Source organism: Streptomyces sp. NBC_00078 (genome assembly GCF_026343335.1).
Classification (GTDB): Bacteria; Actinomycetota; Actinomycetes; order Streptomycetales; family Streptomycetaceae; genus Streptomyces.
On sequence record NZ_JAPELX010000001.1, the window covers coordinates 589,312 to 615,254 of the forward strand.

The following is a 25,943-nucleotide window of genomic DNA, read 5'->3' on the forward strand; positions in this document are numbered from 1 at the left end:
AGGAAGGGACTGTCAGGTCACACGGGACGTGCGCGGCCCTCCCAGTACGGGTCGCGCAGCCGCCGCTTGTACAGCTTGCCGTTGGGGTCGCGGGGCATCTCGGCGATGAAGTCGACGCTCCTGGGCCGCTTGTACCCGGCGAGTCGCCCGGCGCAGTGGTCGAGGATCGCGGCGGCGAGGGCCGGGCCGGGCTCCTGGCCGGGGGCCGCCTCGACGACGGCCTTGACCTCCTCGCCCCAGTCGTCGTGCGGGATGCCGAACACGGCGGCGTCGGCGACGGCGGGGTGGGCGAGCAGGGCGGACTCGATCTCGGCCGGGTAGATGTTGACCCCGCCCGAGATGATCATGTCGATCTTGCGGTCGCGGAGGAACAGATAGCCGTCCTCGTCGAGGCAGCCGAGATCGCCGACGGTGAAGAAGTCGCCGATGCGGTTCTTCTTCGTCTTGGCCTCGTCCTTGTGGTAGGCGAAGCCGCCGGTGTTCATCTTCATGTAGACGGTGCCGAGTTCACCGGGCGGCAGCCGGTTGCCGTCGTCGTCGAAGACCGCGAGTTCACTGATGGGCCAGGCCTTGCCGACGGTGCCGGGCTTCTTCAGCCAGTCCTCGGCGGTGGCGAAGGCCCCTCCGCCCTCGCTGGCCGCGTAGTACTCCTCCACCGAGTTGCCCCACCAGTCGATCATCGCCCGCTTCACGTGGTCGGGGCAGGGCGCGGCGCCGTGGATGGCGTGCCGCATGGACGAGACGTCGTACGAGCGGCGCACCGGCTCCGGCAGGGCGAGCAGCCGGTGGAACTGGGTCGGGACCATGTGGGTGTGCGTGCACGCCTGGGCGTCGATGAGCCGGAGCATCTCCTCGGGCGTCCACTTGTCCATCAGGACGAGACGGTGGCCGATGTGCAGGGACGCGCCCGCGAACTGGAGCACGGCGGTGTGGTAGAGCGGCGAGCAGACGAGATGGACGTTGTCGTCGTACGGCTTGATCCCGAAGATGCCGAGGAAGCCGCCGAGATAGGCCTCTTCGGGGGTCTTGCCGGGCAGCGGGCGGCGGATGCCGCGCGGACGCCCTGTGGTGCCCGAGGTGTAGTTCATGACCCAGCCCAGCTCCCGGTGCGCGGGCGCCGAGTCCGGTTGTCCGTCGAGGAGTTCGGTGTACGGGCGGAAGCCCTCGACCTCACCGACCGCGTACCGGTGGGTGGCCGGGAGGCCCGCCTCGTCGGCGGCGTGGCGGGCGGGTGCGGCGAACCGCTCGTGGGAGATGAGCACCTTGGCGCCGGAGTCGGCGACGATCCAGCCGATCTCGGGGCCGACGAAGTGGTGGTTGACGGGGACGAGATAGAACCCGGCCTGGCTGGCGGCCAGGTAGGCGGTGAAGAACTCGATGCCGTTGGGCAGGACGACCGCGAAGGCGTCGCCGCGTTCCAGTCCGGCGGCGCGCAGGCCGTGCACCAGACGGTTCGCGGCGGCGTGCAGGCGGCCGGCGGTCCACTGCTCGCCGTCCGGTGCGACGAGCGCGGTGCGGTCCGGTTCGGCGGTGGCCTGGACCCAGAATCCGGCGGGGGGCGTACTCGTCACTTGCCGCTCCTTCCGGCGATACGGATCATGCGGTCGATGGCGTTGTCGAAGCCACGGGTGAGGTCGTCGAAGACGGCCTGGACACTGCGTTCGCCGTTCATCCGACCGACGATCTGGCCGACGGGGGTGCCGAGCAGCGGCTCGACCTCGTACTTCTGGATGCGGGTGAGGGCCTCCGCCACGAGGAGTCCCTGCAGGGGCATGGGGAGCGTGCCGGGTCCGGCCTGGTCGTCCCAGGCGTCGGTCCATTCTGTACGGAGCTGACGGGCCGGTTTCCCGGTCAGGGCGCGGGAGCGGACCGTGTCGCCGGAGCCGGCGGCGAGCAGTTTCCGCGTCACCGCGGGCGAGGAGACATCGGCCTCGGTGCAGGTCAGCCACAGGGAGCCGAGCCACGCCCCCTGGGCGCCGAGGGCGAGGGCGGCCGCCACCTGCTGTCCGCTGCCGATGCCGCCGGCGGCCAGCACGGGCAGCGGGTCCACGGCGTCGACGACCTCCGGGGTGAGCACCATGGAGGCGATCTCGCCGGTGTGGCCACCGGCCTCGTAACCCTGGGCGACCACGATGTCGATGCCGCCCTCCTTGTGCTTGACGGCGTGCCGGGCACTGCCCGCGAGCGCGGCGACCAGCACGTCCTGCTCGTGGGCGCGGGCCACCACGTCGGCGGGCGGGGAGCCGAGGGCGTTGGCGAGCAGCCGGATCGGATAGTCGAAGGCGACGTCGAGCTGGCCCCGGGCGACCTGTTCCATCCAGCCGGTGATGCGCCAGCCGGACACCTCGCCCTCGGCCAGTTCGGGCACGCCGTACTTGGCGAGGGTGTCCTTGACGAACTGCCGGTGCCCCTCGGGGATCATCGCCTCGACGTCGGCCTCCGAGACGCCCTCCACCTTCTTCGCGGGCATCACGACATCCAGGCCGTAAGGCTTCCCCTCGACATGCGCCTCGATCCAGTCCAGGTCGCGTTTGAGGTCGTCGGGGGCGGTGTAGCGGACCGCGCCGAGCACTCCGAAGCCGCCGGCCCGGCTGATGGCCGCGGCGACGGCGGGGAACGGCGTGAAGCCGAAAATGGCGTGCTCGACTCCCAGTTTCTTGCTCAGCTCCGTCTGCATGGGCGCAGAATGCCGCAGTCCTCCGGCCGACGGAAGGCCTTTTCTGATGCTCCGTCAGATTTCTCGCCACAACGGCGGCCCCGCACGCCTCGTTGACACACCGCACACCTGACACGAAAGTTTCACCGCGCACGGTGATTCCCGAAAAATACTTTCAGGCAGCGGGAGGTTCGCCCATGACGGACGACGCAGCGGAACGGCGGGGCGCCATGTCCCGACGCCAACTGGCCCGAAGAGCCCTCGCCTTGGGCGGCGCCCTGGCCGTCGCACCCTTTCCGGCCGGCCCGGCGGCCGTGGCCGCGTCACGCTCCGCGCACACCACCCTCCGCCACGGCTCTCCGGAACGCGCCGGCCTCGTCCCCACCCATCTGCGTCAACTGGTCGCCGACGCGGAGGCGTTCCTCGCCCCCTCCCCCAAGCATCCCTGGTACGCGGGCGCCGTGCTGCTCGCCGGCCGCGGCGACACCGTGGCGCTGCACCGGCCCATCGGGATGGCGGTGCGCTATCAGGCGTACGACGAGAAGAGCGACAACGGCGTCGAGTTCCCGGCCACCCAGCAGATCCCCATGGCCGAGGACACGATCTTCGACCTGGCCTCGGTGACGAAGCTGTTCACCTCGCTGCTGGCCGTGCAGCAGATGGAGCGGGGCGCTCTGGAGCTGGAGCGGCCGGTCGCCTCGTACGTGCCGGAGTTCGACGCGGCAGGCAAGCAGGACATCACGGTCCGTCAGCTTCTCACCCACACCTCGGGCTTCCGTGACTGGATCCCGCTCTACAAGGCGCCGACTCACGAGGCGAAGCTCCAACTCGTCTACGACGAGGCGCCGATTCACCCGCCCGGCACCACCTACCTCTACTCCGACCTGAACCTGATCTCACTCCAGCTGGTCCTGGAACGGATCACCGGCCGCACGCTGGACACCCTCCTCCACAACGAGATCACCGCCCCCCTCGGCCTCCACCGCACCCGCTACAACCCGCCGGCCGCCTGGAAAACGGGGATCGCGGCCACGGAGGACGAGCGCCCGCCGTGGTCGGGCCTGAACCGGGGGCTCGTGTGGGGTGAGGTGCACGACGAGAACGCCTACAGCCTCGGCGGGGTCGCCGGGCACGCCGGGGTGTTCTCCTGCGCCTGGGACCTGGCCGTGCTCGCCCGGACGCTCCTCAACGGCGGTTCCTACGGCCGCGCCCGTATCCTGCGGCCCAAGTCCGTGGAGCTGATGTTCACCGACTTCAACACCGCCTTCCCCGGGGACGAGCACGGCCTCGGCTTCGAGCTCTACCAGCACTGGTACATGGGCGCCATGGCCACCCCTCGCACCGCCGGACACACCGGCTTCACCGGCACCTCGCTGGTCCTGGACCCGACGACCGACTCCTTCCTCGTCGTGCTCGGCAACTCGGTTCATCCGGTGCGCAGTTGGCGCTCCGGCTCCGCTCCTCGGGTCGCCGCGGGGAACCACCTGGCACGCGCCGTCGCGGTGCGCCCGGCACACGGCCGTACGGCATGGTTCTCCGGCATGGCGAGTGCCACGACCGCCACGCTCGCGCTGCCCGCACTGGACACGATGGACGGTGGAGCGCGGCTGGACTCGGCCCTGTGGTGGGACATCGAACCCGGAGCCGACGTCCTCGTTCTGGAGGCCACGACGGACGGCGGAACGAGCTGGCAGCCGCTCCCGTTCACGACCACCGATCACGGCGAGGAACCGCGGGAGCACCCGTCGGGCTCGGTCACCGGCTGGTCGGGACGCGTCTGGCACCAGGTGGCGGCCGGCCTCCCGGCACACGCCCGGCTGGCCCTGCGCTGGCGGTACACGACCGACAAGCTGTACGTGGGCCGCGGCGCGTACGTCGACGGCCTCCGCGTCGAGGCGGCACACGGTGTCCTCTTCGACGAGTCACGCACGGCGGACGCGGCGCGGATCGTGGCGACGGGATGGGCCCGGTCAGCCGACTAGCCCTGTCGTTCGGATAGGGCCGGGATGATCCGAACGCCAGGTCCCAGGCGCGCTCCGCTGCGATCCGACACCGTCCCGCTACCGTGAGTAGCGATCAGTGTACGGAGGATGGGAGACGTGGGATGGCCAGAAGGCTGACGACCCTGCTCGCGGCGGGCGTGGCGGTGATGTGCGCGACCGGCCTGACGGCCGCGCCCTCGGACTCGGACCTGGAGGTGGTCCGGCTCGACCCCACCAGCGCGCAGCCCGGTGGCAGCACCGTGGTGCACGCTTTCGTGGCCAACGGCGGGCCGGAGCAGACCGCCTCGCCGTTCACGGTGGTCGTGAGGCTGCCGTCCGGCTTCACCGCGCAGGGGCCCTACTTCCCCGAGGACTGCCGCGCCGAGGCCCGTGGCCGCGTGGTGCGGTGCACCTTCGGGGCCGGGCTGGCGCCGTTGCGGACCGCCACCGCGCTGGTTCCGGTCCGGGTGGACGCGGATGTGCCCTCCGGCACGAAGGCCGAAGGGCACGTCCAGGTGGTCAGCGTCGACGACCGCGATCCGCGCAACAACCGAACACCGTTCACCCTGTCCGTCGACTGCTGACCGGTCGGCTGCTGGTCAGCGGTACACCTTCACGTAGTCGGCCTGCATGGTGATCGGCGTCGAGCCGGTGGGCGCGGGGTGGTACTGGCCGGCGCTGACCGACAGGTTGAGGATCGGGTACGCCGAGAAGCCGCTGCCCACGCCGTGGCCGTCGGAGTAGACCTTCTTGCCGTTGACGTACCAGTCCACGGAGTCGGCTCCGTAGCGCGTGCCTATGGTGACCCACTGGCCGGGCGCTATCGCGCCGGAGTCGGTGTAGTAGTCGGAGCCGGAGGTGACGTGGTTGGTCAGCTCCAGCAGGTCCGGGTTGTCCGGGTGGTACTCAAAGGAGTCGATCTCGCCGTTGCCGTCCTTCCAGGTCCACAGGGCCGGCCAGGCACCGGAGCCGGAAGGGAGCTTGACCCGGGTCTCGGCGTAGTCGCCGGTCTTCACCTGGAAGCCCTCACTGGAGCCCTCGGTGGTGAGCAGCCCGGTCGTCCACGCCTTCTTGCCGCTCTCCAGGGTGTGCGAGGAGGGCTTGGCTGTGAAGGTCGCGATGCCGCCCGAGGTGGTGACGGCGCCCGGGTCCAGCCAGTCGAGCTTGTTGTCGTCCGGGTTGTGGTCGCCGTAGGCGTAGGACGTGGACTTGCCGCCGACCCACTTCGAGTTCCAGGCGATACCGCCGGAGAAGTCGTCCGACCAGACCACCGACCGGCCGGCCGTCGGCGAGTCACCACTGTCGGTCGACGGCGAAGGCGTCGACGACGGCGGGGTCGTCGTGGAGGGCGCCTTGCTCACCGTCAGCTTGTGGGACGGCAGGTCGTGCCAGGCCCCGCCTGATTCCTGCCAGAAGCCGAAGATCGTGTACGTGCCGGCCGGCAGCGTGCGCGGGGCGCTGGTGAAGTGCGCGCCGCTCGGGCAGATCCGGACGTTCGAGGCGTTGCCCGGGAAGTCCAGGTTGTTGCCGGACGCGTCACGGACGCCGACACCGAGGGTCTTGGCCGTGAAGCAGCTGGACGAGTGCACGGTCAGCTTGGCCGAGCCTGCGACGCCCGCGGTCATGGTGGTCGGGGTGAGCTTGTCCTGGGTGACGGATGTGGCGGCGAAGGCCTGAGTGGCGAGCGGCAGGACCAGCAGTGCGGCGGCTGTGCCGACGACGCCCAGGCGGGCAGGGGAGAGGGCATGGCGCATGGTGGGGGCTTCCTCAACGGCGGCTGCGAGGGAGCTTCTTGTGCGGAGCACGACCCCGTCCCGCAGGACTCGGCGTTCCGGCGGCTGAGGCCCACCGGGACGGACACCCGAAGGCTAGGCAGATGGGCCGTTCGTGTACAACGAGATCTCACTCACACTGAGTGATCAAACTGGAGTCACTTGTTCCGCCCGTGCCGCGGGCCGGTGTGGGCCTGGGCCAGTGGGCTCGCCCCGTGAACACGGGCTGGTAGAAGCCGCTGGTGTCCGGCATGTGCCAGGTCGGGTCGGTGAATCCGGCGGCGCTCGCGGCATCCGTCACCTCGCGCCGGAGCAGTGCCCAGGAGGTGGCGCGGCGGACGCGAACCTCCCACCCCTCTCCGTCGGGCACGAGCTGGAAGTACTCCTGGTCGTAGCGTTCGCCGTCGTCGTGCCAGTGCCACAGCTGGAAGGTGACCGACCGGCCGTCGGAGCCGTGCGACACCTGTGGAGGGGACGCCGCGGGGCGGGTCCGGCGGATCTCGTCGTAGTCCCGGAGCGTGAGCAGGAGCAGCCCGCCGTCTCTCAGTACCCGCCGCATGCCGCGCAGAGCCGCCGCCACGTCCTGCGCGGACAGCAGGTGCGCGAGCCCGTGTGCAGGACGCGGCCATGTCAGTCGCCGGTCGCTTCCAGCACCGCCATCGCCGCGTTGTGTCCCGGAACGCCGCTCACGCCGCCGCCCCGTACCGCGCCCGCCCCGCACAGCAGCAGGTTCGCGTGCCGGGTCTCCACGCCCCAACGGCCGGTGCCGTCCTGGGCGTACGGCCAGGCCAGCTCGCGATGGAAGATGTTGCCGCCGGGCAGGCGCAGGTCGCGCTCCAGGTCGAGCGGGGTCCTGGCCTCGATGCACGGGCGGCCGTCCGCGTCGGTCGCCAGGCAGTCCACGAGTGGCTCGGCGAGATGGGCGTCGAGTTGGGCCAGGGTCGACTTCAGGAGTTCTTCGCGCACGGAGTCGTTGTCCCGCGCGAAGAGCCGGGCGGGTGTGTGCAGGCCGAAGAGGGTGAGGGTCTGGTAGCCCTTGTCGACGAGGTCGGAGCCGAGGATCGACGGGTCGGTGAGGGAGTGACAGTAGATCTCGGAGGGCGGCGCCGCGGGGAGTTCGCCGGAGGCGGCCTGGGCGTGGGCGGCGGCGAGCTGCCGGTAGCCCTCGGCGATGTGGAAGGTGCCGGCGAACGCCTCGCGCGGGTCGACGGAGCGGTCGCGCAGCTTCGGCAGCCGCTTGAGCAGCATGTTCACCTTGAGCTGTGCGCCCTCTGCGGGGGCGGGGAGCGCGTCGCCGGTCAGCTCGGCCAGGGCCTGCGGGGAGGCGTTGACGAGGACGTGCCGGGCCGCGGCGACGCTCTCGCCGTCGGGGGTCCGGTAGGTGATCTCGGCGGTTCGGCCGTCCGTGTCGATACGCACCGCCTCGTGCCCGGTGGCGAGGACTGCGCCCGCGCGCCGGGCGGCGGTGGCCAGGGCGTCGGTCAGGGCGCCCATGCCGCCGACGGGGACGTCCCAGGCGCCGGTGCCGCCGCCGATCACGTGGTAGAGGAAGCAGCGGTTCTGCCGCAATGAGGGGTCGTGGGCATCGGCGAAGGTGCCGATGAGGGCGTCGGTCAGGACGACGCCCCGCACGAGGTCGTCGGCGAAACGGTCCTCGACCGCGACGCCGATCGGGTCCTCGAACAGAACCCGCCAGGCCTCCTCGTCGTCGACGCGGCGGCGGAGTTCGTCGCGGGTGGGCAGCGGTTCGGTGAGGGTCGGGAAGACGCGCTCGGCAACGCGGCCGGTCATGCCGTAGAAACGCTGCCAGGCCCCGTACTCGCGGTCGGAGCCGGTGAGCCGGGCGAAGGCCTCCCGGGTGCGCCGCTCGCCCCCGCCGACCAGAAGGCCGGTCGGCCGGCCGTCCCGCTCCACGGGGGTGTACGAAGAGATGGTGCGGGCCCGGATCCGGAAGTCGAGCCCGAGGTCCCGCACGACCTTCTTCGGCAGCAGGCTGACGAGGTAGGAGTAACGCGACAGCCGCGCGTCCACGCCGGCGAACGGCCGAGTGGAGACCGCGGCGCCCCCCGTGTGGTCCAGCCGCTCCAGAACCAGCACGGACCGCCCGGCCCGGGCCAGGTAGGCGGCGGCGACCAGCCCGTTGTGGCCCCCGCCGACGATCACGGCGTCGTATGTCCGGTGTCCCTCGTGTGCAGCCATGCCTCTTGGTAGCACGCGATGATCGTCAGCGGCCAGGGGTGTACGACGCCCCGGGGGCCCACGACGACGTCGTCAGCCCCCGCCCGACGCCCGCTGCTGCCGCAGCACCGCCACCCTGCGATACAGCTCGACCGCCTCGGCACCACGGCCGAGCTGTTCCAGGCAGTGGGCCTCGTCGTTGCGGCTGGCGAGGGTGTCGGGGTGGTCGGGGCCCAGGACATGCTCGCGGGCGACGGAGACGCGGCGGTACTCGGTGAGGGCGTCGGGCCAGCGGCCGAGCCAGCCGAGGCCGACGGCGACCTCGCGGCGGCTGACCAGGGTGTCCGGATGGTCGGGGCCAAGGACGCGGTCCCGGATCGCGCAGACGTCACGGGATTCGGCGAGGGCCTCCTCCCAGCGGCCCAGGCGACCGAGGTTGACGCCGAGGCCGTGACGGGCGCGCAGGGTCTCGGGGTGGGTGGGACCCTGGACACGGGTGCGGTCGGCGATCAGGTCGCGGTAGAGGGTGAGCGCCTCCGTGCTGCGGCCGAGACGGCCGAGGCTGATACCGACCTCGTAGCGGGCCGCGAGGGTGTCGGCGTGGTCGGGGCCGAGTGCCCGGGCGCGGGCCTCGGCGACCTCGTGGTAGGTCTGCAGGGCCTCCGGCCAGCGGCCCAACTGCCCCAGCGCGTAAGCGACTTCGTAGCGGGTGACCAGGGTGTCGGGATGGTCCGCGCCCAGCACGCGGGCGCGGGCCGCGGCGACGTCGCAGGCCATGCGGTACGAGTCCGCGAGACGGCCGAGCCTGCTGAGGTTGAAGGCGAGGTTGTGGCGGCAGCGCAGGGTGTCGGGGTGGTCGGGGCCCATGCCGCGCTCGCGGGCGGCGAGGACGGACATGTACACCTGGTGCGCATCGAAGTGGCGCCCCAACTGGCCCAGCACGTAGGCCATTTCCTGCCGGGCGGCAAGCGTGTCGGGGTGGTCGGCGCCCAGCGCCCTGGTTCTGGCGGCGGCCACCTGCTTGTACTCCTGCAGCGCGTCGGCGGCGCGCCCGGTGCGGCTGAGGGTGAAGGCGATCTCGTAGCGGCTGGCGAGGGTGTCGGGATGGTCGGGGCCCAGCAGGCGGGTACGCTCGGCGGCCACCGCGCGGTGCACCTCGCCCGCCTCCGCCCAGCGGCCCAGCCGCCCCAGGCTGAGCCCGGCATTGTGCCGCCCGGACAGCGTGGCCGTCTTCTCCGGCGAGGGCGCGGACGGCTGGTCCGACGGGGGCTCCTGCGCCCGGCCGGCCGCGGATCGCGGGATCCACTCGCCGGTGAGGCCGGCCCCGGCGTCCGGTGGTGTGGTGCCGAGGCCTGCGCCGGTGGCCTTGTGGCCGGTGGTCATGCCGCGGGTCCAGGAGGGCAGACGGACCTCGCGCGAGGGCGCCGGCTCGGGTGGCCGGATCGTCGGCTGCGGGGTCACGACGGTCGGCACGTACGCCGGTGTCGTACGCCCCATGCTGATGCGGCGGCTCAACTCACGTGCGTCGTGCGGACGTTGCTCGGGGAGCTTGGCCAGCAAGTCCAGGATGATCTTCTCCAGGTACTCGGGCAGTTCGGCCCGCCGGCTGCGTGGCGGCCGGGGCGGGGTGTCGCGGTGGCCGACGAGGATCGCCCAGGCGTCGTCGAGGTCGAACGGCGGTGCCCCCGTGGCGATCTCGTACAGCACGCATCCCAGCGAGTACAGGTCGCTGCGCTGGTCGACCTCGGATCCGCCGATCTGCTCCGGCGACATGTAGTGCGGGGTGCCCATGGCGATGCCCGTGCCGGTCAGCCGCGAGGTGAAGCCGATGTCGGCGCCGAGGCGGGCGATGCCGAAGTCGCAGATCTTCACCGTGCCGTCGGTGAGCCGCATGATGTTGGCGGGTTTCAGGTCGCGGTGCACGATGCTCTGCTGGTGGGTGTAGGCGAGGGCGGCGGAGACCTGGTCGGCGATCTCCACGACGTCGCCCACCGGCAGCGGGTGCTGCTTGTTGTCCTCCAGGAGCTGGGAGAGGTTGCGGCCCTCCAAGAGCTCCATGACCAGGTAGAGGATGCCGTCGGACTCGCCGAAGTCGTGGACGACGGTGATCCCGCGGTGCTGGAGGGCGGCGGCCACCCTGGCCTCACGGCGAAAGCGTTCCCTGAGAACCCGGGTGAAGGACTGGTCGTGGTGCGGGCCCAGGGGCTTGAGGCACTTCACGGCGACATGACGGCCCAGCGACTCGTCGCGCGCACGCCACACCTCGCCCATACCGCCCCGTCCGATCAGGTCGAGCAGCCGGTACCGGCCCTGGATCAGCCTGCTGTCCCCCATCTGCTGCGATCGCCCCCGTAACTGTTCGCCCCGGCCACCCCTGGCCCGTCCAGTATGGCGACCTATCGTCCGAGTTTGTACGGTGCCGGGCGGGAGCCGGGGCCCAGCCGTGACATGGCGCGCAGGATGTGCTTGGGCGGGAGTTGCCATCGCACACGTGCGGGAACACAGCGCAGCAGGGTGCCCGTGGCACGCAACTGCCGGGTGACGGTACCGGGATGCGGAGCAGGCCGGCCGTACAGCTCGTGGGCGTACGGCGGCAGGGCGGCGTACGCCAGGTGTGCCACATGCCGCCACAGCACCTCCCGAGCCGGGACGAGGAGGGGGTGCGTCGGGGGGCGGAGCAGGAAGTCATCCACTTCGCGCGCCTCGGCTCCGGCGGCGAGTCCGGGCCGCGCCTTCTCGAAGTAGGCCTCCATCTCCGACTGGTTCGCGGGTACGGCGTCGGGGTCGAGGCCCACCAGGCGTGCGCTGACGCGGTGTTCGCCGATGTAACGGTCCACCTGCGCGTCGGTGAGGGGGAATCCGGAGCGGCGGGCGACCTGCACATAGGAGTCGATCTCGGCGCAGTGCACCCACAGCAGCAGGCCGGGTTCGTCGACGCCGTACCGCTCCCCCGTGTCCGGGTCGGTCGCGGACAGCATGCTGTGGATCTTCCGCACGCGGGCGCCCGCCCGTTCGGCGGCCTGAGTCGTCCCGTACGTCGTGGTGCCGACGAAGTTCGCGGTCCGCATGAGACGGCCCCAGGCATCGCGCCGGAAGTCGGAGTTCTGCATGACTCCGCGCACCGCGCGCGGATGCAGGGCCTGGAGGTAGAGCGCACGTACGCCGGCGACCCACATCATGGGGTCGCCGTGTATCTGCCAGGTCACCGAGACCGGTCCGAACAGCCCGGGGTCACCTGCCTTGAAGCCCGTCACCCCTTCAGATGTGACCACAGACGTTAGGTGTCTCTGGAACAGCACGTCGACCTGGGCTTTTGCCAACCAGCTTCAGTAGTACGGGGAGCGGTCTGCCGAGGATTCTTGGCACATTGGTACAGATTCATAGATCCTCCTGCCCTGCACCGCAAGAAGGTCCCCTCCCCCTGCGGCTGCCTGCATAGGCACATCCTCGATCACAAGCGTCACCCCTGATCCTCCCCAGAGCGCCGCTGGTTCATTCCCTCGAAGGCGGGTCCGCGGTCAGGGCGGCGTCGTTCATTGAGTCTGTCCGGTTTGACCATGTGATGCCGAGGGTGGCGAGGGGTCGGGTGGCGTTGCGTGTGTGGTGGCTGAGGTCGGCGGCGATGCCTACTGGGTCCAGTCCCTTGCGTGCCTGCTCGTCCAGGAGCCCTACGGTGATAGCACGGGCATTTCACCGAGACAGCACACCAGCCCTGCTGATCAGCTCCGGCGCGGGTGGCGGCCTCGGCCTGGTAGGTCGTGGCGCCCGTGGTGTCGACGCCGCTCGTGACGGTGGCGTCAGCTGGTCACGCGGAAGGTGGCGTCGCCGCGCCCCAGCGTCGTGGTGATCGGGTCGAGGCGGAGTTGGTGGGCGTAGTGGCGGATGTAGTGGCCGGGGTGGCTGTAGGACTCGAACGACGACCAGGTGGAGTCGGCGAGTCCGGCGACCTTGCGGAAGGTGGCGTCGGCGGCGAACTGGCTTGAGGATCATCCCCACGCCATGCCGATTTCTCGACTTCGGCGCCGACCACACCTGGTTCGTGATGCTCTGGGTCCAAGCAACCGCCGCCCAACGCCAAGAACTGCTGCGGGAACCGGGCGAGCTGCGCGCCCTGGTCGACGCTCTGGTATCGGTGCCGGCCGCCGCGCACAAGGACGGCTGGCTGCACCGCGACATCAAACCGTCGAACATCCTGCACTTCGACAGCCGCTGGACTCTTGCCGACTGGGCATCGTCCCGGCCGCGCGGCCAGACCACCAAGGTGGGCCGCACCGGCCGCTTCATCGGCACCGAGGGCTTCGCCGCCCCCGAACTGCCGTGTCGACGACTTATGAACCGCACGGTGCCGAGGAATCCCCGCTCGGCACATAGCACGTGCGCCGTGGCCAACGTGGCATGGCCGCACAGTCTGGCTCGACATCCGGCCGAGCCGATCCCCGCCTTCGACCTCCCCTGCCGCCACAACTCGTGGGCGGCAGCTTGTTGTTCATGGAGCCGGGTCACGATCTTCACCCCTGTCGGCAGCTGGACTACCCGCGGTTCGTCGGGGGTGTCTGCTGGTTCCGAAGGCGGTTCGACCAGACGGGGCGATGACCGTTCACTGTCTTCTCGATCGCCCGTCCGAGATTGGCCCACAGGTGGTAGCGGCAGCCGCTGCAAAGAATCTCGCAGCCTCGCCAGAGTGATTGACGAGCAGGGTGGGGTGATCTACTTTCTGATCGACTTTCCGAACCTAGTTCGAAATTTCGGCCATCTCGCTTGTCTGGCTGCGCCTTTCACGTCCCCGCTCCCCCACTCCCCCTCACTCACAGGTCACGCGGCCGCTCGCTCCGCTCCCAAAGCCGCACTCGCGCCCGCACCCGCTTGGAGATCACGATGAGCGCAAGACCCCAGCCGTCCCGCCGCCTCTTCCTCGGCATGGCCGCCACCACGCCTCTCGCCCTGTCCGGCGTGATGACCCTCGGCGCCGGCACCGCCCACGCGGCCGACTCGGCGTACGTCATGTGCTACTTCACCGAGTCGACGAGCCTCGGCGCGGGCACCGACTACGGCCTCCACCTGGCCGTCAGCACCGACTCGCTGAACTGGACGCCGCTGAACCAGAACAACCCCGTGGTCACCCCCACCGCGGGCGCCCTCGGCCTGCGCGACCCGTTCCTCATCCGCAAACAGGACGGCACGTTCGTCGTCCTCGCCACCGACCTCAAGGGCACGGACTGGGGGTACAACAGCCAGTACATCCACGTCTGGGACTCGGCCGACCTGCGCACCTTCACCGGCTACCGCCGCCTCAAACTCCACGACATGGCCACGCACAGCTGGGCACCCGAGGCGTTCTGGGACGCGGGCCGGGGCCAGTACGCGGTGATCTACTCGGCGGTCAACTCCAGCGGCCACAACGTCATCATGGTCAACTACACCAGCGACTTCGTCACGGCGTCGGCCCCGCAGGTCTTCTTCGACCCCGGGTACGACGTGATCGACGGGGACATGGCGGTCGGCGTCAACGGCTACAACTACCTGTTCTTCAAGAAGAACGAGACACTGGTGTCCGCGCGCTCCACCACCCTCAACCCGGGCAGCTTCACCGAGTACAGCGCGGGCGTGTCGCACGGCGGCACCGAGGCGCCGACGGTGGTCAAGTCGCTGACGTCGGGCAACTGGTACCTCTGGGGCGACTCGTACACGCCGAACGGCGTCTTCTATGCCTGGCAGACCAGCGACCTGGCCTCCGGCACGTGGACCGCGCTCGACCAGAAGACGTACACCCAGCCGGTCAACTCGAAGCACTGCGGCATCACGACGATCACGACAACCGAGTACGACAACCTGCTCACCAAGTGGGGCGCCCCGGCCTGGAACCGTCTCAAGTCGTACAACTTCCCGGCCCGTTACGTCCGCCACGCCGACTACGTCGGGCGCATAGACGAGTACCCCTTCGACCTGTACACCGACTCGGAATGGAAACTCGTCCCGGGCCTGGCCGACAGCACCGGCATCTCCTTCCAGTCGGTCAACTACCCGACCCGCTATCTCCGGCACTACAACTACGCCCTCCAACTCGACGTCAACGACGGCACATCGACGTTCGCGGGCGACGCGACGTTCTATCGGACGGCGGGGCTGGCGGACAGTTCGTGGTCGTCCTTCCGGTCGTACAACAATCCGACGCGCTATATACGGCACTTCGACTACGTCCTGCGCATCGACCCGATCTCCACGACTACCGAGCAGCAGGACGCTACGTTCCGGGTGGGGTACTGAGTCGGGGCTGTCCTGAACTGACGTGGCCGTAGAGGAACTTCGGGGTCAGGTCTCTGTGCCGGCCGCCGACATCCACCCCGGCGCCTCCCGTCCGGGAACCTTCTCCCACAGCACCGACGGAACCAACTTCACCCGCCCGGGGCCGCGTTCACCATGGGCACCACCTGGCAGTTTCTTCACGGGCTACCGCTTCGCCCTTCCAGCTGCGCCACGCAGACACTCGGCGGCGCCATCCGCATCGCACGGTTCGCACTGACCACACCCCGAGCACAGCAACGTCCCTCCCCCACATCTGACCAGCTGCTCAGTCACCGGCCTGCAGCACCAGAAAGGACCACTCCATGGCCAGTACCGCCGTCCACAGGCCAACGGCTCACCCGACCGCAGTGAGATCACCCGCCACCGGTACGAGACTCGCCCGGGCAACCTGGGTGCTGATCCTCATGTTGGCGTTCGCCGTCCTTCCCGCCGCGATGCATCCCACGGCGGCCAGGGCCGACAACCCGATCGTGCAGAACGTCTACACCGCCGACCCGGCCCCGCTGGTCTACAACGGACGGGTCTACCTCTACACCGGGCACGACGAGGACGGCTCCAACTCCTCCTTCGTGATGAAGGATTGGCGGGTGTGGTCCTCCGCCGACATGGTCAACTGGACCGACCACGGCTCGCCGCTCAGCCTGGCCACCTTCAGCTGGGCGTCCACCGACGCGTGGGCGGGCCAGGCCGTCGAACGGGGCGGCAAGTTCTACTGGTATGTGCCGGTGACGGCCCGGGCGACCGGCCGGATGGCCATCGGCGTGGCGGTGTCGGACAGCCCCACTGGACCCTTCCGGGACGCCCTCGGCCACCCGCTGATCGAGAACAGTGAGATCGACCCGACCGTCTTCATCGACGACGACGGCCAGGCGTACCTGTACTGGGGAAATCCGAACCTGTGGTACGTCAAGCTGAACGCGGACATGACCTCCTACGCAGGCAGCCCCGTCCAAATTCCGCTCACCACCGCGGGCTTCGGAACCCGCACCGACAACCCTGACCGTCCCACGCTGTACGAAGAAGCACCCTGGGTCTACAAGCGGAACGGCCTGTACTACATGGTGTACGCGGCCAAGTGCTGCTCGGAGTTCATCGCCTACTCCACGGCACCCAGCCCGACCGGGCCGTGGACCTACCGTGGAACAGTCATGCCCGCCCAGGGCAACAGCTTCACCAACCACCCGGGCATCGTGGACTTTCAGGGCAACTCGTATTTCTTCTATCACAACGGCGCCCTCCCGGGCGGCGGCAACTTCACCCGCTCGGTCGCAGTGGAGAAGTTCTCCTACAACGCTGACGGAACGATCCCGACGATCAACATGACGACCACCGGTGCTCCCCAGGTCGGTGCACTTGACCCGTACGTACGCCAGGAGGCCGAGACGATCGCCTGGGGTTCCGGGATCGAGACCGAATGGACCAGTGACGGCGGAATGGACGTCGGCTGGATCGAAGACGGCGACTACATCAAGGTCAAGGGAGTGGCCTTCGGGGCGGGTGCGTCCTCCTACACTGCGCGCGTGGCCTCCGCCGCCAGCGGCGGCACCGTCGAGCTGCGCCTGGGCAGTCCGAGCGGGACGGTCGTGGGCCGGTGCACTGTGCCGAACACCGGCGGCTGGCAGGCCTGGACCACGGTGACCTGCCCGGTGAGCGGCGCGACCGGAACCCAGGACCTCTACCTGCGGTTCGCCGGCGGCAGCGGCTACCTGTTCAACATGAACTGGTGGCAGTTCACCCGCGCCGCGTAACCGCACCGCGTTGACCTGCTCCTCGGGCTGAAGCCCCAGGATTCCGGCCTTCCCGTCCGTTGCTGTGCCGCTACGCGCCGGTCTTCGGACGGGAATCCGTGGTTTCCCGCTTCGTCGCGCCGCGCCGGGACGAGTCCTGGCCGGACCTGCGCTCCACGGGCTGTAACCGCCAGTCGTGCGGCCGTTTTCACGTCCCCCCGCCGACGATCACGGAGGGTGAGCGGACCGCTGACCGATGACGAACGCGCCGCGGTCGACGACGGCCAAGCCGCCGTCGAAGCGCGCCTGGCCCGGCTCACCGTGATCGGCCCTGGCAACGGCGAACCCATGCAGCCGCGCCTAACCGGACGACGTGCACCTGGCCACGCCCGAACACCCCTGCCTCGCCGCCGGGTACGAGGAACTCCTGCCGGCGCACTCAACGCCGAAGTTCGTCAAGGCCGCCTATTCCGCTTGCCTCAACGTCCAAGTCTCTTTGCGGCGCGACTCTGCAGGTCTGTGACCAGAATCTGCCGCTTGGCACCTCTGCGGCCTCCAACATCGCCGAGGGGACTCACGCACACCACTTCAGCACGATAGACAGCCCGCCGAAAGCAACAGGTCAGAGTGGGTGGGCACAAACGGAGAGGCTTGGTGCCGATCAGACCGAGCGGCCATCGCCAGTGCCAACTATCCCTCTTTTGTGCCAACTATAAATCCTCGTCACAGCGGGCTAACGCCGTACCCGCGGCATCCCCAGACCGATCCACGAGATGATCTCCCGCTGGATCTCGTTGTTGCCGCCGCCGAAGGTGAAGATCACGGCGGAGCGGTAGCCGCGCTCCAGTTCACCGTGGAGCAGCGCGCCGGCCGAGCCCTCCTTCAGCACGCCCGCGGCGCCGACGATCTCCATCAGCCAGGCGTAGGCGTCCCGGCGGGCCTCGGAGCCGTAGACCTTGACGGCGGAGGCGTCCTGCGGGGTCAGGGTGCCGTTGTGCACGGCGTTCACCATCTGCCAGTTGAGGAGCTTCATCGCGTCGAGCCTGGTGTGCGTCTGGGCGAGGCGTCGGCGCACCCAGGGCAGGTCGACGACGCGGCTGCCGTCGGCGAGCTTGGTCTCGACGGCCCAGCGCTGCACGTCCTGGAGGGCGCGGATCGCCATGGTGCCGTGGGCGGCGAGGGTGACGCGTTCGTGGTTGAGCTGGTTGGTGATCAGCCGCCAGCCCTGGTTCTCGGCGCCGACGCGGCGGGAGACGGGGACGCGGACGTTCTCGTAGTAGCTGGCCGTGGTGTCGTGCGAGGCGAGAGTGTTGATGAGCGTCCAGGAGTAGCCGGGATCGGTCGTCGGGACGAGCAGCATGGTGATGCCCTTGTGGGGCGGGGCGTCCGGGTCGGTGCGCGTGGCGAGCCACACCCAGTCCGCGGTGTCGCCGTTGGTCGTCCAGATCTTCTGCCCGTTGACGACGTACTGGTCGCCGTCGCGCACCGCGCGCGTCTTCAGCGAGGCCAGGTCGGTGCCCGCGTCAGGCTCGCTGTAGCCGATCGCGAAGTCGATCTCGCCGGAAAGGACCTTGGGCAGGAAGTACGCCTTCTGCTCGTCCGTACCGAACTGCATGATCGTCGGTCCGACCGTGTTCAGCGCCATCAGGGGCAGCGGTACGCCTGCCTGGGCGGCCTCGTCGAAGAAGATGAACTGCTCCATCGCCGTCAGTCCGCGCCCGCCGTACTCCTTGGGCCAGCCCACGCCGAGCCATCCGTCCGTGCCCAGGCGCCGGATCGTCTCGCGGTAGAAGCGTTTCTGCGTGGCCGGGTCGCCGTGCCTGGCGTACGCGTTGTCGGGCACCAACTCAGCGAAGTAGGCGCGCAGTTCACTGCGCAGTCGCAGCTGTTCGGGCGTGTATTCGAGGTGCACGGCGCCTCCAGGCTTCGCAGGCCGGTCCTGACGGCGCACACCGTAGAACGTGTTCCAGAAATTGGGAATGCCGAGACGTACGGAAAGGGGCCCGCGGTCACCGTCCGGGGCCCCTTCGTCTCGAACCGGTCGGTGCGCGACGGAAGTTGCCCGCTGGGCCCGGCCGCTCCCGCCTCCCTCGGGGCGAGGCCCCGGTCCGCGAGTACCCCCTCGACCGCCCGGCGCTGTGCCTCGCCTCGCGTCGTCAGTTCAGCGTGGCGAGGAAGTCCGTGCACGCCCGTGCGCAGTCCCGGCCGGCCTTCGCTCCGTCCTCCGCGCCCGGCAGCCGGTCGAAGACGTGCGCGCACTCCAGGCACACGGCGCGGCACCACTCCACCTGGATGCGGATGCCGGCCTCGTCCAGCCGGTTCTGCTCGGTCAGCACCCGGCAGGTCGCGTCACACACCTCCGCGCACATGATGCCCTTACGTCGTACGAGTTCCTGCTCCTGTGTGCCGTCCGGGTCCACGAGGCTCGCGCGCAGAGCGCAGGCGCGCGCACACTCGGTGCACGCCTGAGCGACGGCGAAGCGGTCCTCCAGGAACCGGAAGAGCTCCTGCTGGGTCGTCGAAGTCACGTCGGCCGGGTTGCCGGAGCCGATCGCGCCAAACACCGGGAAGCGCGGGCTTCTGGCGCTCGCCGGGGCGGATCGCCGGGAGGGCTGGTTCACCTCGGGCCGCTCGGGTACCCGCGGCCCATGAGTTCCGCATGGATGGACATCGCCGCAGGCCGCGGCGCACTCGGGATCGGCCTGGTCGTGACGGGTGTGGTGGTCGTGGCACTGCTGATCGGCGCCTTCTGGCTCGGCGCACGTATCCGGGGCCGCGAGCCCGGTCCGCCGCGCCCCGAGGATCAGCCGCGGCTGCCGGACGAAGGCCCGGTCCGCGAGGTGCTGGAGAACCGCGAGCCCGACGAGGTGCCGCACAGCGACCACCGGCTGACACCGCACGAGATTCCCGGCCACGGCAATGCGCCGACCCGGACGAGTCCGTCGCAGGACCGGCCGCGCTGGCGCGACGGCGGCAGCGGTTCCTTCGGCAGCGGCGGTCCCGGCACCGGCTGACGTCGGCGCCGTCCGCGTCGACACCGGACGGGCGGCCCCGCGGTAAGCACGGGCGCCTGCCGCAGGACCGGCCTTCGGTTCGCCCTGCGGGAACCCGCGGCGGCGCCCCCCGCGCCCGTCGCCCCGGTGGAAGCGTCGCGCGGCGGACGCGTCACCCCGTCGTGTGCCCCCACCGTCGGCCGACCCGCTCCCACTCGGCGCCCCACCGTTCGGTGGCCCGGCGCTCCACCCGTATGCGCATCAGGCGGCCGCCGACGAGGACCAGGGCGCCGGTGACCAGGGCGACGCCGGTACCGGCCAGCACCGCCCGCGCCGTCGCCTCCGTGGAGCTGACGGGCGGCGTCACCAGGTGGCCGCGCCCGTCCGTCCACGCCGCCACCGGGCTGCCCGACCTGGTCGCGGCTTTCACCTCGGTCGAGCCCGTGCGCACGGTGCCCTTCTCGTCCGTCCAGCGGACCTTCGCGAGGACACGGTCGTAGCGCGCACCGGTGACCACGTCCCGTCCGCTGCCGGACACGGTCTTGATCAGTACGGCGGTCACGGGCCGGCGTTCCGCCCGGTCCCGCTCCACCGCGCGCTGTGCGGCCTGGGCGCCGACGACACCGGCGGCGACCGCCCCCAGGGTCGCGACGGCCCAGGCGGCCAGCACTATCCACGCCTCCAGCAGGTCGCTGCGCCGCCTCAGCGGATTGCTCCGCCAGCGCCACCCCAGGACCCTCACCCGTCTGACCTTTCGCATCGGTCACACCTCCTCAAAGGGCGCAATGAGGACGGACACACCTAAAAGGTCTCACTCCGCGATCCCGAATGGGAGGGTCGACCTGTGGGGAGCAGTCGTACAAACGCCCTGCCGGTCCACGTGACCGCCGCGGTCGCAAGGTCGATACTGCCCAGAGGTGCCAGGCTCATCAGGAGGAACCATGAAGATGTTGATCAACGTCCCGGAGTCCGTGGTCGTGGATGCGCTTCGCGGCATGGCGGCGGCCCATCCCGAGCTGATCATCGACGTGGAGAACCGGGTGATCGTACGGCGGGACGCCCCCGTGGCGGGGAAGGTCGCCCTGATCTCCGGGGGTGGCTCCGGACACGAGCCGCTGCACGGCGGATTCGTGGGCCCCGGCATGCTGTCGGCTGCCTGCCCCGGCGAGGTGTTCACGTCGCCGGTTCCCGATCAGATGGCCCGCGCGGCGGCCGCCGTGGACAGCGGGGCGGGCGTGCTGTTCATCGTGAAGAACTACACGGGTGACGTGCTCAACTTCGACATGGCGGCCGAGCTCGCCGAGGACGAGGGCATCCAGGTCGCCAAGGTGCTGGTCAACGATGACGTGGCGGTCACCGACAGCCTCTACACGGCCGGACGCCGGGGCACCGGAGCGACGCTGTTCGTGGAGAAGATCGCGGGTGCCGCGGCGGACGAGGGGCAGCCACTGGAGCGGGTGCAGGCGATCGGCCGGCAGGTCAACGAGAACTCCCGCAGCTTCGGCGTCGCGCTCAGCGCCTGCACCACCCCGGCCAAGGGCAGTCCGACCTTCGACCTGCCGTCCGGCGAGCTGGAACTCGGCATCGGCATCCACGGCGAGCCCGGCCGGGAGCGGCGGGCGATGATGACCTCGGGTGAGATCGCCGAGTTCGCGGTGAACGCGATCCTCGAGGACATGCCCGCGCGCAACCCGGTCCTCGTGCTGGTCAACGGCATGGGCGCGACGCCCCTGCTGGAGCTGTACGGGTTCAACGCCGAGGTGCAGCGCGTGCTCACCCAGCGTGGCGTGGCCGTCGCCCGCACCTTGGTGGGGAACTACGTCACCTCGCTCGACATGGCGGGCGCCTCGGTCACGCTGTGCCAGGTCGACGAGGAACTGCTCCGGCTGTGGGACGCACCGGTGAAGACGCCGGGGCTGCGCTGGGGGATGTAGGCCGGCCTGCGGGCCGCCCGGGTGTCAACGGTCAACGTACCTACCACGCAAGGAGATCCAGTGCTTGACGCCGACTTCTTCCGCCGCTGGCTGACGGCGGCCGCCGCGTCCGTGGACCGCGAGGCGGAACGGCTCACCGCTCTCGACTCGCCCATCGGGGACGCCGACCACGGCAGCAATCTGCAACGCGGGTTCCGGGCCGTGACCGCGACGCTGGACAAGGAGGCACCCCCGACGCCGGGTGCGGTCCTGACACTCGCCGGACGACAGCTGATCTCGACCGTCGGCGGCGCGTCGGGGCCCCTGTACGGCACGCTGCTGCGCCGTACGGGCAAGGCGCTCGGGGACGCCGGTGAGGTCAGCCAGGCACAGTTCGCCGAGGCGTTGCGGTCCGGGGTGGACGCCGTCATGGCGCTCGGCGGCGCCGCGCCGGGCGACAAGACCATGATCGACGCGCTGGTGCCCGCCGTGGACGCCATGGGCGACGGCGGCTTCGCCGCGGCCGGGGCCGCCGCCGAGCAGGGCGCGCTCGCGACGACGCCGCTGCAGGCCCGCAAGGGCCGGGCCAGCTATCTCGGGGAGCGCAGCATCGGGCACCAGGATCCCGGCGCCACCTCGTCGGCGCTGCTCATCGGAGCCCTCGCGGAGGCCGGCGGTGAGTGACGACAAGCAGGTCGGGATCGTGCTGGTCTCGCACAGCGCCGAGGTGGCCGCGTCGGTGGCGGAGCTGGCGAAGGGGCTTGCGGGCGGCGGGACTTCGGTGCCCGTCGCCCCGGCGGGCGGCACCGAGGGCGGCGGGATCGGCACGAGCTCGGAGCTGATCGCCGCGGCTGCCGCGTCCGTTGACCGGGGCGCCGGGGTCGCCGTGCTCACCGACCTCGGCAGTGCCGTGCTCACGGTGAAGGCACTGCTCGCCGAGGGCGACGAACTCCCCGACAACACCCGGCTGGTGGATGCCCCCTTCGTGGAGGGAGCGGTGGCCGCGGTGGTCACAGCGGCCACGGGCGCCGACCTCGCGGCGGTGGAGGCGGCGGCCGCGGACGCGTACACCTACCGGAAGGTCTGAGCGGACGGTCCAGCCCAGCCCTTCCGCCGCGGCGATGGGGGCCGAGCACATGGTCTCCATGAGCCGGGCCTCCGCCGTCGCGGAGGGCCGGCTCCCCGTCCGCCTGCACCGTGCGCAGTGCTCGACGGCAGCGCGCGGGGCGGGCGCCGGAGCGATCGTGAACACGACGTCCGAGGCGGCCTCCGGGACGGTGCCACGGTGCGCCAGGCGCGCTGCTCTCGGTCCGTGCCTCAGCCACGGGGGCTCCGGCCCCCAGCCCCCGGGAGGCGGCCGGGGGCGGACCGGTGAGCCTCAGGAGCGGGCCGCCTCGATGGTGTTCCTCGCCCGGTCAGGACGCGGCGAGCGACGTCAACGGCGGATCCGGCCGGTCGGCGACGGGCCGGCGCCGGGTGAGCGGCGTCCGAGCACCTCCCGGGGGTTCACCGGTCCTGTACGAACTGCCGCGCCAGCCGCCGCCCCGCCGTGACGGCGGCCTCATGGCTCTCGATCGGCTCGGCCTGCGAGTACTTGAAGACGATGTAGGTGACCCCCGAGGGCGTGCCGCCGCTGCGCGGAGCCGGGGCGATACCCAGGCCCTTGGCGGTGGCGTAGGACGCCTCCCCGATGGTGTCGCGCGGGCCGATGTCGCCCACCACCGCGTACTGCACACGGTCCCGGTAGACGACGGCGACGACCGAACCGCCGCGGACGCCGTAGTCGCGGGGGTTCCAGATGCGGCTGGCGGCGGGCACGACGATGTACGGGAGGCGTTCGGCGCTCAGGTGGCGTCCGTCGGACTGCTGGAAGGCGGTGGCGCGGGAGAACTGCGGATCGCTGCGGCGGTTGCAGCGCGGGCCCGGCTGTCCGTCGCAGTCGATGTCCATGTCGGCCTTCCAGAAGACGGCGCGCCGGGTGCCGCACACCGGGATGGTGGCCGGTTTGCCGGCGTCGCCGCGGAACCTGCCGTGGGAGACCTGGGTGCAGTCACGCACCTTGGCCAGCAGGCTGGCGGCCGGGACGTCGCCCTCACGCCAGGACACCGGCTCCGCCCGGCCGCCGGGTCCGGCGCCGGACAGCATCGACGGGGCAAGCAGCACGGCTCCGGCCACGGCCAGGGTCAGCGACTGGACACGCACGATGAGGGCCCCTCTCCTCCGGGAAACTGACGGGCATTCGGCCCGATCTGGTGCCGTAACGATCATGCGGCCACCGTAGGCGGGCAGGACGGCGCACGGCTTCAGGCAGGTCACGGCGTGGCGCGTCGCGGAATGTCCGGCAGGGGCCGGGCGTCTGAGCCTGCGTCGGCTCCGGCCGCCCGGCCACCCGTGTCCGGCGCGGGAACAGCGACGACAGCGCCCACGCCACCGGCATGAACTCACAAGCCCTCAAGGAGAGTTCAGCCGCGAGGAGCTTCGGCATACGTAACTTCCGCGGGCGGCCACCGACGCAGCCGCCTCCGGGGCTGCACCGAACACCGCCCTCTTGATACGGCCACGCCAGGACCCCATATTGGTACGGACCATTGCCGCCGTGCCGTCCGGGGAGGCTGAGCCGTGCGTCGCGACACCGTTCTCGTGTACCGATCCGTTCTCGTGTACCGATCCGTTCTCGTGTACCGATCCGTTCTCGTGTACCGGTCCGTTCTCGTGTACCGGTCCCTGGCCCTCTGCGCGGCACTGGCCTCGGCCGGGGCCTGCGCCGGGAGCGGCAACGGGAGTGGTGACGACGGCCTGGCGCCGGGAGCACCCTCGGGCGTGACCGCGGCGGCGGGCAGTTCGTCGAGCGTGCACGTGATGTGGAACGCGGTGTCCGCGAACCCTCGCGTCAGCGTCTACGAGGTGTATCGCGGCACCACAAAGGTCGAGGAGGTGCCCGGTTCCGAGCACATGGTGGACGTCGTCCGGCTCAGACCCTCCACCGTGTACGTCTTCACCGTGCGGGCGCGGAACACCGAGGGCCGGCTCGGGCCGCCCGGGCGTGGGGTGCGGGCGACGACTCCCGCGGCCGCGGCTGCGGACGACACGGCGCCCACCCGTCCGGGGAAGGCGCGGGGCCGGGTGGCCGGCAGCAGGGCCGTCGAGCTGTCCTGGTCCGCGTCGACCGACGACCGGGCCGTGGTGTCGTACGACATCCACCAGGGCTCCTCCAGGATCCACAGCGTGGGCTGGGCGCAGACGGCGACGGTGGTCACGGGGCTGCGGCCGGGCACCCGGTACGCCTTCACCGTCCGGGCCCGCGACGCGGCCGACAACGTCTCGCCTCCCAGCGGCACCGTCCGCCTCACCACCCCCGGTTCCGACGACGGGCGGAACACGGCGCCCACCGGCTTCGGTGCGACGAGCCACCGCACCGACGGGGCGTACTACCTCGACCTCCGTTGGGTCCCGCCGCGAACGGACGGCGTGGTCACGGAGTACCAGATCCGCCTCGACGGCCGGACGGCCACCTCCTTGGTCTATGGCGGGGACGCGCCGCGCGCCCGGGCGTCGTACTCGTTCTACGTCGGCCGGGAAGCCGGCGTGACCCACCGTGTGCGGATCCGGGCGAAGCTACCCGACGGCAGCTGGGGCGGCTACTCGGCTCAGCGGAGCGTGACGACCGGGGCGGGCGGCGGCTCCCGGCCGTGACGGCGCTCCGCGCATGGGCCGGACGAAGGAATCCGTCACCTGCCCGGCGGCCGTCCGCATGCGGGGCGGGCCGTGAGGACGTTGGCTGCCCCTGAGGCAGCACGGGTGATTCCCGACCCTCGGCGGCGCAAGGGATGTACCGCCAACCGTGCCGTCGGAGGGCAGACCAATGCGCAACTCCCAGCCACTCCTCCGCTCCGCCCTGACCGCGGCAGCCGCCGCCGCGCTCCCTGTCGCCCTCGCCGCCGTGCCGGCCGCGGCGCAGGGGGCGGGGATCTCGGTGAGCACCAGCGGGACCACGGTCTCGGTGACGACCAGCGCCTGCTCGCGGACCACCAGCAGCGGCAGCTGGGGCACCGCCTCGCTGCTCAACAGCAGTCAGACGAACTTCGCCCAGGGGCGGCAGGTGTCACTGTCCGGGACCACCGCGCTGCAGTCGGCGGCCTGGTCGAACGTGAGCCCGGGCACCTACACGGTGGTGGTCATGTGCTCGTTCAACAACAGCACCGCGGGCACCCAGTCGGTCATCGTCGCCCCCGCCTCCACTCCCACCATCTCGGCTACGGCCAAACCCTCGCCCTCGCTCGGTGTGATGGGCGGACTCGGCGGCGCCGTCAAGGACTACGGCCCGGTCACGCTCGGAGTGGGTGCCGCCCTGGTGGGCTCGGGCGTCATCGCGACGGGCTGGTACCTGCGCCGCCGTGCCAAGCCGAACCGGCTCTGAGG

General features: G+C 70.7%; 22 protein-coding genes and 1 pseudogene. 11 read left to right on the forward strand and 12 right to left on the reverse strand.

Going from position 1 to position 25,943, the window contains the following annotated elements; translation table 11 throughout:
• Positions 1 to 17: 17 nt before the first annotated feature.
• Complete coding sequence (locus tag OOK07_RS02725) at positions 18 to 1,571, reverse strand: acyl-CoA synthetase (protein WP_266794862.1); 1,554 nt, start codon at positions 1,569 to 1,571, stop codon at positions 18 to 20.
• A complete protein-coding gene (locus OOK07_RS02730; protein ID WP_266794863.1) occupies positions 1,568 to 2,677 on the reverse strand; it encodes a nitronate monooxygenase in 1,110 nt (369 codons plus the stop codon). Before OOK07_RS02730 ends, OOK07_RS02725 begins: the two co-directional genes overlap by 4 nt.
• A 176-nt stretch (positions 2,678 to 2,853) precedes the next feature.
• Between OOK07_RS02730 and OOK07_RS02735 the strand changes: the two genes are divergently transcribed.
• Both OOK07_RS02735 and OOK07_RS02740 read left to right on the forward strand, forming a co-directional pair.
• Positions 2,854 to 4,638 (forward strand): serine hydrolase domain-containing protein, encoded by a 1,785-nt coding sequence (locus OOK07_RS02735; protein WP_266794864.1) that lies wholly within the window; start codon positions 2,854 to 2,856, stop codon positions 4,636 to 4,638.
• A gap of 122 nt (positions 4,639 to 4,760) precedes the next feature.
• A complete protein-coding gene (locus OOK07_RS02740; protein ID WP_266794865.1) occupies positions 4,761 to 5,222 on the forward strand; it encodes a hypothetical protein in 462 nt (153 codons plus the stop codon).
• A 15-nt stretch (positions 5,223 to 5,237) separates the two neighbouring features.
• Here the strand turns inward: OOK07_RS02740 and OOK07_RS02745 are convergent, their stop codons facing one another.
• The 6 genes and pseudogenes from OOK07_RS02745 to OOK07_RS02770 all read right to left on the reverse strand — a co-directional run.
• Positions 5,238 to 6,392, reverse strand: a complete 1,155-nt coding sequence (locus tag OOK07_RS02745) for a glycoside hydrolase family 16 protein (protein ID WP_266794866.1) — start codon at positions 6,390 to 6,392, stop codon at positions 5,238 to 5,240.
• 148 nt (positions 6,393 to 6,540) lie between these two features.
• The gene (locus OOK07_RS02750) at positions 6,541 to 6,990 is read right to left on the reverse strand and encodes a hypothetical protein (RefSeq protein WP_323182916.1); all 450 of its coding nucleotides are present in this window, start codon (positions 6,988 to 6,990) and stop codon (positions 6,541 to 6,543) included.
• 50 nt (positions 6,991 to 7,040) lie between these two features.
• Positions 7,041 to 8,609, reverse strand: a complete 1,569-nt coding sequence (locus tag OOK07_RS02755; RefSeq protein WP_266794867.1) for a phytoene desaturase family protein — start codon at positions 8,607 to 8,609, stop codon at positions 7,041 to 7,043.
• A gap of 72 nt (positions 8,610 to 8,681) precedes the next feature.
• On the reverse strand, positions 8,682 to 10,922 hold the full coding sequence (locus OOK07_RS02760) for a serine/threonine-protein kinase (RefSeq protein WP_266794868.1): 2,241 nt from the start codon (positions 10,920 to 10,922) through the stop codon (positions 8,682 to 8,684).
• A gap of 62 nt (positions 10,923 to 10,984) precedes the next feature.
• The gene (locus OOK07_RS02765) at positions 10,985 to 11,794 is read right to left on the reverse strand and encodes an oxygenase MpaB family protein (protein WP_266801875.1); all 810 of its coding nucleotides are present in this window, start codon (positions 11,792 to 11,794) and stop codon (positions 10,985 to 10,987) included.
• A 591-nt stretch (positions 11,795 to 12,385) separates the two neighbouring features.
• A pseudogene (locus tag OOK07_RS02770) lies at positions 12,386 to 12,571 on the reverse strand (AbfB domain-containing protein); the annotation flags it as partial.
• Between the two features lie 2 nt (positions 12,572 to 12,573).
• Here OOK07_RS02770 and OOK07_RS02775 point away from each other — a divergent pair.
• The 3 genes from OOK07_RS02775 (at position 12,574) to OOK07_RS02785 (ending at position 16,639) form a co-directional block, all read left to right on the forward strand.
• Positions 12,574 to 13,467: a protein kinase domain-containing protein gene (locus tag OOK07_RS02775; protein ID WP_266801876.1), complete on the forward strand. Its 894-nt coding sequence runs from the start codon at positions 12,574 to 12,576 to the stop codon at positions 13,465 to 13,467.
• A complete protein-coding gene (locus OOK07_RS02780) occupies positions 13,464 to 14,852 on the forward strand; it encodes a glycoside hydrolase family 43 protein (RefSeq protein ID WP_266676519.1) in 1,389 nt (462 codons plus the stop codon). Before OOK07_RS02775 ends, OOK07_RS02780 begins: the two co-directional genes overlap by 4 nt.
• A 341-nt stretch (positions 14,853 to 15,193) precedes the next feature.
• Complete coding sequence (locus tag OOK07_RS02785) at positions 15,194 to 16,639, forward strand: glycoside hydrolase family 43 protein (protein WP_406311225.1); 1,446 nt, start codon at positions 15,194 to 15,196, stop codon at positions 16,637 to 16,639.
• Positions 16,640 to 17,351: 712 nt separating this feature from the next.
• On the opposite strand, the gene OOK07_RS02790 is transcribed toward OOK07_RS02785, so the two are convergent.
• Positions 17,352 to 18,530 (reverse strand): acyl-CoA dehydrogenase family protein, encoded by a 1,179-nt coding sequence (locus OOK07_RS02790; protein WP_266794869.1) that lies wholly within the window; start codon positions 18,528 to 18,530, stop codon positions 17,352 to 17,354.
• A 244-nt stretch (positions 18,531 to 18,774) separates the two neighbouring features.
• Positions 18,775 to 19,146 (reverse strand): four-helix bundle copper-binding protein, encoded by a 372-nt coding sequence (locus OOK07_RS02795; protein ID WP_266676628.1) that lies wholly within the window; start codon positions 19,144 to 19,146, stop codon positions 18,775 to 18,777.
• A 120-nt stretch (positions 19,147 to 19,266) separates the two neighbouring features.
• On the opposite strand from OOK07_RS02795, the gene OOK07_RS02800 reads away from it, so the two are divergent.
• Positions 19,267 to 19,632, forward strand: coding sequence for a DUF6479 family protein (locus OOK07_RS02800; protein ID WP_266794870.1), 366 nt, complete (start codon positions 19,267 to 19,269; stop codon positions 19,630 to 19,632).
• 151 nt (positions 19,633 to 19,783) lie between these two features.
• Here OOK07_RS02800 and OOK07_RS02805 read toward each other — a convergent pair whose 3' ends face one another.
• Positions 19,784 to 20,371: an Rv1733c family protein gene (locus OOK07_RS02805; RefSeq protein ID WP_266794871.1), complete on the reverse strand. Its 588-nt coding sequence runs from the start codon at positions 20,369 to 20,371 to the stop codon at positions 19,784 to 19,786.
• Positions 20,372 to 20,552: 181 nt separating this feature from the next.
• Between OOK07_RS02805 and dhaK the strand changes: the two genes are divergently transcribed.
• Genes dhaK through OOK07_RS02820 form a run of 3 tightly spaced genes read left to right on the forward strand, consistent with a single transcriptional unit; the run spans position 20,553 to position 22,611 of the window.
• Complete coding sequence (gene dhaK, locus OOK07_RS02810) at positions 20,553 to 21,545, forward strand: dihydroxyacetone kinase subunit DhaK (RefSeq protein WP_266794872.1); 993 nt, start codon at positions 20,553 to 20,555, stop codon at positions 21,543 to 21,545.
• Positions 21,546 to 21,605: 60 nt separating this feature from the next.
• Positions 21,606 to 22,208, forward strand: a complete 603-nt coding sequence (dhaL, locus tag OOK07_RS02815; protein ID WP_266794873.1) for a dihydroxyacetone kinase subunit DhaL — start codon at positions 21,606 to 21,608, stop codon at positions 22,206 to 22,208.
• Complete coding sequence (locus tag OOK07_RS02820) at positions 22,201 to 22,611, forward strand: PTS-dependent dihydroxyacetone kinase phosphotransferase subunit DhaM (RefSeq protein ID WP_266676642.1); 411 nt, start codon at positions 22,201 to 22,203, stop codon at positions 22,609 to 22,611. Before dhaL ends, OOK07_RS02820 begins: the two co-directional genes overlap by 8 nt.
• A gap of 419 nt (positions 22,612 to 23,030) precedes the next feature.
• Here the strand turns inward: OOK07_RS02820 and OOK07_RS02825 are convergent, their stop codons facing one another.
• A complete protein-coding gene (locus OOK07_RS02825) occupies positions 23,031 to 23,726 on the reverse strand; it encodes a glycoside hydrolase family 75 protein (protein WP_266676644.1) in 696 nt (231 codons plus the stop codon).
• Between the two features lie 474 nt (positions 23,727 to 24,200).
• On the opposite strand from OOK07_RS02825, the gene OOK07_RS02830 reads away from it, so the two are divergent.
• Both OOK07_RS02830 and OOK07_RS02835 read left to right on the forward strand, forming a co-directional pair.
• Positions 24,201 to 25,217 carry a fibronectin type III domain-containing protein gene (locus tag OOK07_RS02830; RefSeq protein ID WP_406311226.1) on the forward strand — a complete coding sequence of 339 codons (1,017 nt, stop codon included), beginning with the start codon at positions 24,201 to 24,203 and terminating at the stop codon, positions 25,215 to 25,217.
• A gap of 169 nt (positions 25,218 to 25,386) precedes the next feature.
• Entirely contained in the window at positions 25,387 to 25,941 is a 555-nt protein-coding gene (locus OOK07_RS02835; protein ID WP_266794874.1) for a hypothetical protein, read from the forward strand.
• Positions 25,942 to 25,943: the final 2 nt, after the last annotated feature.

Bases quoted from the DNA above. Each gene is read 5' to 3' on its own strand.
- OOK07_RS02730 (WP_266794863.1), bottom strand. From the start codon at position 2,677: ATGCAGACGGAGCTGAGCAAGAAACTGGGAGTCGAGCACGCCATTTTC.
- OOK07_RS02735 (WP_266794864.1), top strand. From the start codon at position 2,854: ATGACGGACGACGCAGCGGAACGGCGGGGCGCCATGTCCCGACGCCAA.
- OOK07_RS02740 (WP_266794865.1), top strand. From the start codon at position 4,761: ATGGCCAGAAGGCTGACGACCCTGCTCGCGGCGGGCGTGGCGGTGATG.
- OOK07_RS02745 (WP_266794866.1), bottom strand. From the start codon at position 6,392: ATGCGCCATGCCCTCTCCCCTGCCCGCCTGGGCGTCGTCGGCACAGCC.
- OOK07_RS02755 (WP_266794867.1), bottom strand. From the start codon at position 8,609: ATGGCTGCACACGAGGGACACCGGACATACGACGCCGTGATCGTCGGC.
- OOK07_RS02760 (WP_266794868.1), bottom strand. From the start codon at position 10,922: ATGGGGGACAGCAGGCTGATCCAGGGCCGGTACCGGCTGCTCGACCTG.
- OOK07_RS02780 (WP_266676519.1), top strand. From the start codon at position 13,464: ATGAGCGCAAGACCCCAGCCGTCCCGCCGCCTCTTCCTCGGCATGGCC.
- OOK07_RS02785 (WP_406311225.1), top strand. From the start codon at position 15,194: ATGGCCAGTACCGCCGTCCACAGGCCAACGGCTCACCCGACCGCAGTG.
- OOK07_RS02800 (WP_266794870.1), top strand. From the start codon at position 19,267: ATGAGTTCCGCATGGATGGACATCGCCGCAGGCCGCGGCGCACTCGGG.
- OOK07_RS02805 (WP_266794871.1), bottom strand. From the start codon at position 20,371: ATGCGAAAGGTCAGACGGGTGAGGGTCCTGGGGTGGCGCTGGCGGAGC.
- dhaK (WP_266794872.1), top strand. From the start codon at position 20,553: ATGAAGATGTTGATCAACGTCCCGGAGTCCGTGGTCGTGGATGCGCTT.
- OOK07_RS02835 (WP_266794874.1), top strand. From the start codon at position 25,387: ATGCGCAACTCCCAGCCACTCCTCCGCTCCGCCCTGACCGCGGCAGCC.